Annotated in this window: 7 protein-coding genes; 5 read left to right on the plus strand and 2 right to left on the minus strand. The window is 58.4% G+C overall.

The window, feature by feature from the left end:
• Positions 1-180 precede the first annotated feature (180 nt).
• Both PN477_RS05815 and PN477_RS05820 read right to left on the minus strand, forming a co-directional pair.
• A complete protein-coding gene (locus tag PN477_RS05815) occupies positions 181-492 on the minus strand; it encodes a TIGR03792 family protein (RefSeq protein ID WP_272116688.1) in 312 nt (103 codons plus the stop codon).
• 74 nt (positions 493-566) lie between these two features.
• Positions 567-1952, minus strand: a complete 1386-nt coding sequence (locus PN477_RS05820) for a DnaJ domain-containing protein (protein ID WP_272116690.1) — start codon at positions 1950-1952, stop codon at positions 567-569.
• Positions 1953-2064: 112 nt separating this feature from the next.
• Between PN477_RS05820 and PN477_RS05825 the strand changes: the two genes are divergently transcribed.
• The 5 genes from PN477_RS05825 (at position 2065) to PN477_RS05845 (ending at position 7498) form a co-directional block, all read left to right on the plus strand.
• Entirely contained in the window at positions 2065-3375 is a 1311-nt protein-coding gene (locus tag PN477_RS05825) for a DNA cytosine methyltransferase (protein ID WP_272116692.1), read from the plus strand.
• 66 nt (positions 3376-3441) lie between these two features.
• On the plus strand, positions 3442-5127 hold the full coding sequence (locus PN477_RS05830) for a hypothetical protein (protein WP_272147069.1): 1686 nt from the start codon (positions 3442-3444) through the stop codon (positions 5125-5127).
• A gap of 158 nt (positions 5128-5285) precedes the next feature.
• Entirely contained in the window at positions 5286-5681 is a 396-nt protein-coding gene (locus tag PN477_RS05835) for a MerR family transcriptional regulator (RefSeq protein ID WP_272116696.1), read from the plus strand.
• Between the two features lie 165 nt (positions 5682-5846).
• Entirely contained in the window at positions 5847-6092 is a 246-nt protein-coding gene (locus PN477_RS05840; RefSeq protein ID WP_272116698.1) for a thioredoxin family protein, read from the plus strand.
• A gap of 80 nt (positions 6093-6172) precedes the next feature.
• Positions 6173-7498, plus strand: a complete 1326-nt coding sequence (locus PN477_RS05845) for a permease (protein ID WP_272116700.1) — start codon at positions 6173-6175, stop codon at positions 7496-7498.
• The last annotated feature ends 267 nt before the right edge of the window (positions 7499-7765 follow it).

Below are 7765 nucleotides of genomic sequence, written 5' to 3' on the forward strand. Positions count from 1 at the left end.
GCATTAAGTAGGGTGCTGTTAGCGCAGCGTAACGCACCAAGCACGGATATTTCAGCGATCGCACGCAGTTAATCGGTGGGTTACGGCGGATTGCTGGATTGCAGTGATAGCGCAATTTTAAGCCGCCTAACCCACCCTACAGAAAGCCAGATAAAGCATTATTTTAGCTATGTCGCAGTCCTAGCGGTTATGGGGGAGGCTGCGCACCGTGTAGCCGTGGAATTCGAGGAGTTCGTAGTTATCTGCGCCGAATTGGTCGGAAAATTTCGCTTCGGTAGCATCAACAACGTCTTTAGGAACCGATTTCCACAATTCTTCACTCTGCCAATGCACCACCACCACCACTTCATCGGGCTGCTCTCCAAGCCACACTTCTTTGCCGAGATAGCCCGGATAGGCGGCGATCGCACTGTCCCACACCTCGCGATCGGTGCGGATAAATTGGTCGCGGAGTTCGGGTTTAACGCGAAAACGGAGCCATTCGTTGATCATCGTAATTTGAATTGAAAGGATAGGGGGGATTGAGCTTTCGTATTTTGCCATTTTTGAGGGTCTGCGATCGCCCCTTAGAGAGACCAGGTTCGCACCGTGCCATCCCAACTGCTGCTATAGAGGGTCGAGCCGTTGGGGTGGAAGGCGAGGCCGGAAATAACGTCACTGTGGCCGGTGAAAGTGGCGATCGCATCTCCCGTGGTGAGAGTCCAGAGGTAAATCGTGCGATCCCAGCCCCCCGTCGCAATGTGCAGATGGTCGGGGCTAAAGGCGATCGCCGTAATTCGGGATTGATGGGCGATTAATTGGCGGGGTTGTGCTGATTCGGCGAGATTCCAGAGTTGCGCGATCGCATTGTAGCCCCCCGCCGCTAGGTATTGCCCCGTCGGACTATAGACCAAACAGAGCACCCCGCCGTTACTGCGCAGCGATCGCCGCAGCTTGCCCGTGTGATAGTCCCGAATCCGGATCTGGGGTTCTAGGCCACCGGTGGCAAACAGGGGCGCAGTGGGGGACATGGCGATCGCCGCCACCGCCGCCCGATAGCCGCTAATCGTTCGACAGCGACGGGGCGAAAGCTGCCACAATTGCACTGTGCGATCAGTACGTCCCACAATCAACGACTGGCCATCCAAACTAAAGGCCGCACTCAGCACCCCATCCTGATGCCAGCGCAATACCGGAGGCCCGGCATCGGCAGATCGCCCCCACAGTTTAGCCCCCTGTTCTTGGCTCACCGTCACCCACTGTTCCGCGTGGGGATGCCACAACACCTGCTGCACCGGGCGCGATTCGGGCGTGAAGCGATCGCCCAAGGCCCCCGTCGCCCCATCCCACAGGGACACCTCCCCCGGCCCTTGGGCGAGGAGCAACCGTTGCCCCGTCGGATCGAGGGCGAGGGCGGTGATCGGGTGGGGACTTTGGATCAACGGAGGCGGATGGTCAGGCGTGGGGGGCGATGGGTCGGGCGCGGGGATCGGCTCCGATTGGGCATAGGCCGCCGCCACTTTTAATTCCGCCGCCTTGCGAAAATCCGCCTCCGCTCGCCGGGTAAAGCCGAGTTTTTCATGGAGAAAGGCACGGCATTGATAGGCTGCTTGGTAATGGGGATCGAGGTGAATCGCATGGGTGAGATGTTCGACAGCATCGCGATCGCTCCCCTGATGAATCGCCGTGAGCGCCAGTTGATAGTAAAAACTAGCGTTAGCGGGTTTCACCTCGACGTGCGGTGATTGAGGCCGAGGGGAGTCAGTCGCAGCGGGGTCTGGGGTCGCATCCTTGAGGAATTCATAGGCGGTGTGAATTTCTTGGAAGCGAGCCGCCGCCCGTTTTTGCTGTTCGGGCTGGTCTAAAAAGCGATCGGGATGCCATTGCTTCGCCAAGGTGCGATAGGCCTGTTTAATTTCAGCCGCCGTCGCCCCCGGTTGTAGCCCCAAAATGTGATAGTACAGATCACTCATTGCCCATGTCTCAAAACAACCATCGCTAAATTCTTAAATATTGCCGCCAGAATTTCAAAACAGGGATATCTGTACTCTACAGTGAACCAGGAAAACGACACAAAACCGGATTGTGAGCGAGCGAAAACAACCCATTGCGGTGGACTTATTTGCGGGGGTCGGCGGTTTAGCCTTGGGGTTTGAACAGGCTGGTTTTGCGGTATTGGCGGCGGTGGAACTAGACCCGATCCATGGCGCGGTGCATCAATTTAACTTTCCCCAGACTGCCCTATTTTGCCAGAGTGTGAGCGCAGTAACGGGGGCGCAACTGCGGGCCAACTCGCGCTTGGGGCATCAGGATATTGATGTGGTGTTTGGGGGGCCGCCCTGTCAGGGGTTTTCGATTATTGGCAAGCGGCAACAGCATGATCCGCGCAATCAGTTGGTGCGGCAGTTTGGCCGGGTGGTGGGGGAGTTACGGCCTAAGTATTTTGTGATGGAGAATGTGGCGGGGTTGGCGTTTCAGCGATCGCAATCCCTCCTGGGGCAAATTGTGGCGGACTTTAACGCCCAGGGCTATCACGTCGTCACCCCGTACCAAACCCTGAACGCGGCGGATTTTGGTGTGCCCCAACATCGTCAACGCCTGTTTCTCTTGGGCTATCGGCACGACTGCCCGCCCCTGGCCTATCCCACCCCCACGACCCGCCCGGCAACCCGGATCGACGGAGCGATCGCCTTACCCCCAGGGCCAACGGTGGCCGATGCGATCGCCGATCTGCCCGAAGTGAACCAATATGAAGCCCTCTGGGAGCAGGATGCTGTCGCGGCGGACTTTGGCTCCCCTAGCCCCTACGCCGCCCAACTGCGCGGCTTCACCCCTGACCCCGATAACTACGCCGCGCCCCGGATTTATCACCCCCACACCCTCACCGCCAGCATCCGCACCCGCCACACCCCCACCACCATCGCTCGCTTTGCCGCCACCCCCCCCGGTCGCCTTGACCCGGTGAGCCGCTTTCTCCGCCTCCATCCCGACGGCATTTGTAACACCCTCCGCGCTGGCACGCCCAGCAGTCGCGGTTCTTTTACCTCACCCCGCCCGATCCATTACCGCACCCCCCGCTGTATCACCGTCCGCGAAGCCGCCCGCCTCCATTCCTACCCGGATTGGTTCCGCTTCCATGTCACCAAGTGGCACGGATTCCGCCAGATTGGCAATTCAGTGCCGCCCCTGTTGGCGCGGGCGGTGGCGGCATCGGTGCGGCAGGCCTTGGGGGTGGAGGGCCAACGGCCAGAGGCGATCGCTGTTTCGGATCGTTGCGAGTGGCTCCAGTTCAAGATGCTCCAAGCGGCGACCTACTACGGTGTGGATAGCCACGCGATCGCGCCCCGTTGGCCCTCCTCCCCCCGCAAAACCATCACCCCAATTCAGCCCCGCTAACTTGGGGCGATCGCATTCGCCCCCTAAATTCGGAGTAAAATCGCTCTGTTGAGCTTGGCCCAAACCTTGACCCCTCCTGCACCGTTAACCCCCAGCCCGATCGCGCCCCTGTTGAAACTCGCCACGATCTTGCTGCTGTTGGTGGGGATTGGCGTGGGGACGGTGGAGGATTATGGGGTGTCGTGGGATGAGGGGGCGGAAATTGCCACGGTGAAATATAACGCGGCGTGGGTCGGGTTGGGGCGCGAAATTCCGCCGGAGTTTCAGTATGACGGGGTGGGCTTTGATGGCATGGCGGAGGCGGTGTATCAGCTTACGGAATTAGCGCGGCATGGGTGGGAGGGTAACCCGTGGGCGGTGGTGGATTTTGATGGGGACGCGATCGCATCCAAGGCGGAAGAACGAGCGATCGCCCAAGCCATCTATCGCCGCATTCAGGTGAAACATCTCCTCACGTTCCTCGTTACCCTCTTAGGCTATGGGGCGGTGGCGGCCCTGGTGGCGATGTTGGCGGGGTTGGACTATGCCTGGTTTGGCCCGGTGGTGTTGGCGTTGATGCCTCGGTTTTGGGCCCATGGTTTTTTTAATCCGCAGGATATGCCCTTTGCGGCCCTGTTTGCGATCGCCACCGTGGCCGGGGCGGCTTGGGTCGCCGCGTCCCAGCGATTGGATGCCCAACCCCCGACCCTAAGCTGGCATCAGATGATGATGCAGGCGGCCTTGTATGGGGTTGGGGTCGGGGTGGTCTGTAGTACGGGGATGGGGGGCGTGGTGCTGTTGGTGTTAGTCCCCATGACCCAAGGGGTGGTGCAGGGTTGGGGGCGGATGGTGACCCGGTTTTGGCCCTTTTATGGCGTGAGCGGGATCATGTGGGCGATCGCCACCCTCCTGCTGCATCCGGCATCCTGGTCTGATCCCCTGCCCTGGCTCGGTTCGGCGCTGCTGCGGGTGGCGCGACCGGCCTGGCCGGGGCAAGTGCTGTTTGCGGGGGAGTTCATGCCCGCCGCCGCTGTGCCCTGGAACTATCTGCCGGTGTGGATTTGGCAGACGACCCCGCTCCTGTGGCAGGTGAGCGCCGGGCTGGGGGTGATTTTTTTGGGGGTTAATTTTCGACGGCTCACGGATCGGCAACGGGCGGCAGCGGTGATGGTGGTGTTGCCGTTGATCCTCGTGCCGGCCTGGGCGATCGCCCATCAAACCCCCCTCTACCACGGCTGGCGACAATTCTTTTTCCTCGTGCCGGGGCTGGCGGTGCTGGCGGCGACGGGCTTGATCTGGAGTTATCAGCAATTGGTGGGGCAATGGCAGCGGTTTGTGGCCCTGAGCGCGGTAACGGTGGCCATGAGTGCGATCGCCGTCACGATGCTAACCCTCCATCCCCATCAATATGTCTATTTCAACCGCATTTCCGGCGGTCTGCCGGCGGCCCACGGGTTCTACGAAACGGACTATTGGGGGGTGAGTCTCCGCGAAGCGATCGCCTGGGTCAATGCCCATGCCGCCCCCGGTGCTACCCTCGCCCTCGGCGGGCCTGACTACATCGCCCAAATGTTCGCCCGCCCGGATCTCACCCTCCTCGACCTCAAAACCGACCTCGACTATGGCAACCGGGGCGTTCCCCCCAATTACTACATCGCCATGCCCTATTTAAAACTGCCCCAAATTTTCCCCCGCTGCCCCGTGGTCTATGCCGTCGAGCGCGATCGCGTCCCCCTCTCCCTCGTCAAACGCTGCCCCCGCTTCATCCCCTAAGCGATTGGGCGTTGATTGTGGCAATCTGTACCCGTCTCTGACGTTCATGGCGCTCCTCCATCGAAAAGTTGCTTTAGACTGGAACTGAGCTTGGCGAAGTCAGGCTGGCCCTCGGCTCAATCGAAGGGGCGAAACTTGTAACCCAGTGGTTGTGGTCAATGTTTCAGATCGGAGAAGTGGCACGAAAATTAAACTTGAACCCGCAAACCCTTTACTTTTACGAGCGTATTGGGTTGATTCCGCCACCGCAGCGCACGGAGTCGGGATATCGGCTGTTCAGTCAGCACGATGTGGATCGACTGGCCTTTATCGCACGGGCTAAAACGTTGGGGCTGAGTCTAGATGAGATTAAAGACATTCTGGCGCTCAAGGATGGGCGATCGCTCACCTGTCAGGCAATGCAGGATCGTCTAGGGGCCAAGCTCACGCAGATTGAGCAGCAAATCCAGCAACTACAAGCCTTGCAAGGGGAGTTGCAACCCCTGTTAGAGCGGTGTCAGGCAGCGAATCCCAACAATACCTGTATCGTTTTGGAAGCCAGCCCTGACAGCTAACCGCAATTTTGCCCAAAGGCTTGACCCTATACCCTAGTACAAGCTCTACCATTGGCATAGCCCAGGCAGAACTGACCCCTTGGCTGAACCGCTGACCTCGTGCCTTGTTCGCTTCAAATTGGGTGACAGCACGAATTTTATCGTTTGACTTTGGAGAGCTAAACCATGACTCAACTAACCGTCGAAATTTTAGGCACGGGTTGCAAGAAGTGCAAGCAATTGGAAGCCAATGCCAAGGAGGCGATCGCCCACCTCAATCTAGAGGCCGAGGTTTTGCACATTACCGACCCGATGAAAATTGCCGAGCGCGGTGTGATGAAAACCCCGGCCCTGATGGTGAACGGACAGCCGATGAGTCAGGGTAAAGTCCTCACACCAGAGCAAATTCAACCGTTACTCACCGCCGAGTAACGCAACCAGCATGATTTTTGGAGAAGGAAATCAGCCATGACCAGCCCTTCTCTTCACGTTTGAGCAATCGGAGAAGAACAATGCAAATCACTCCCTTCTGGCGGGAGCAGTGGAAACCGTTAGCCCTGATTGTGGCGGCGTTCCTGCTCTGCTTTTACCTGCCGGTCGAAGCATTACAGCAATCTGAACGGCTGCGCCATGCGTTTTGGGAAGCCCTTTATTTAGTGCGTTGGTATGCCCAAGAACATGTGTTGCTGTGTCTCATTCCTGCTTTTTTAATTGCGGGGGCGATCGCGGTTTTCATTAGCCAAGATGCCGTCATGAAATACCTGGGTTCCAAGGCGAATCCGCTCTTGGCTTATGGAGTCGCATCCGTATCAGGGACTATTTTGGCCGTCTGTTCTTGCACGGTGCTGCCATTATTTGCCGGAATTTACCGCATGGGGGCAGGGCTAGGGCCAGCGATCGCCTTTCTCTATTCTGGCCCCGCGATTAATGTCCTGGCGATTATTCTCACCGCCCGCATTTTGGGCTTACCCCTGGGAATTGCCAGGGCGATCGGCGCGATCGTTTTTAGCATCGTGATTGGCTTGGCCATGCAGTTTATCTTCCGCAAGGACGCACTAGAGCCAGTCAAGGCCAAAGCCATGCTACTGGATGAGGATCAAACCCGTCCCCTCTGGCAAAATGGCCTCTTTTTTGCCGTCTTGGTGGGCATTTTAGTTTTTGCCAACTGGGCAAGACCTGATGGGACGGTGGGGGCGTGGTACATCCTCTACACTCTCAAGTGGTGGATTACAGGAGCGTTGGGGTTGGCACTGTCCGCCATCCTGATCGGCTGGTATCACCTCAACTCAGGCAAAGTGATCTTGATTGTTGGGGTGACAGCGGTACTGGCCTGGCAATTTCAACAACAGCCCCTCGTCTCCTTCTCAGCGGCAGTTATTGGCTTATCTTGGCTCACCAGCACGAGTCAAGGCGAAGCCGAAGCATGGTTTGAATCGTCTTGGGACTATGCCAAGCAGATTCTGCCCCTGCTGTTGATTGGGGTGTTGATTGCGGGCGCGTTACTGGGTCGCCCCGGTCAGGAGGCGCTGATTCCTTCCGAGTGGATTACCTGGGCCGTGGGGGGCAATTCGATCGGTGCTAATGCTTTTGCTGCGATCGCCGGAGCCTTCATGTACTTCGCCACCCTTACCGAAGTCCCCATCCTGCAAGGACTGATCGGTAATGGTATGGGTCAAGGGCCAGCGTTGGCTTTACTGTTGGCAGGCCCGGCCCTGTCCCTGCCTAATATGCTCGTGATTCGCAGCATTATCGGCACGAAAAAAACCGTTGTGTTTGTCGCGCTCGTGGTTGCCATGGCAACTCTATCCGGACTGATCTACGGAGCCATTTGGGGGTAGTACCCAAGAATTGACCCCATCCCCTGCCCATCTTGCCTACCCCTCTCGTAAGATCAAGACATTCAAGCCCAGCGTTGAGTCACCCTCAGCCGTGCGATCGCCCAGGAGCCCTATGTTAAATCCCCGCCGAACCCTCACCCTCAGTTTTGCCGTTTTGCTCTTCAGTGGCATAGCCTGTAGTTCAACCACCCCCAACGCGGCCCCCTCCAACTCCGCCCCAGACCCCGCCTCCCCCGCCGCCAGTCCCACCGCAGCACCCTCCCCGAC

Source organism: Spirulina subsalsa CS-330, assembly GCF_028330765.1.
Taxonomy (GTDB): domain Bacteria; phylum Cyanobacteriota; class Cyanobacteriia; order Cyanobacteriales; family Spirulinaceae; genus Spirulina; species Spirulina subsalsa_A.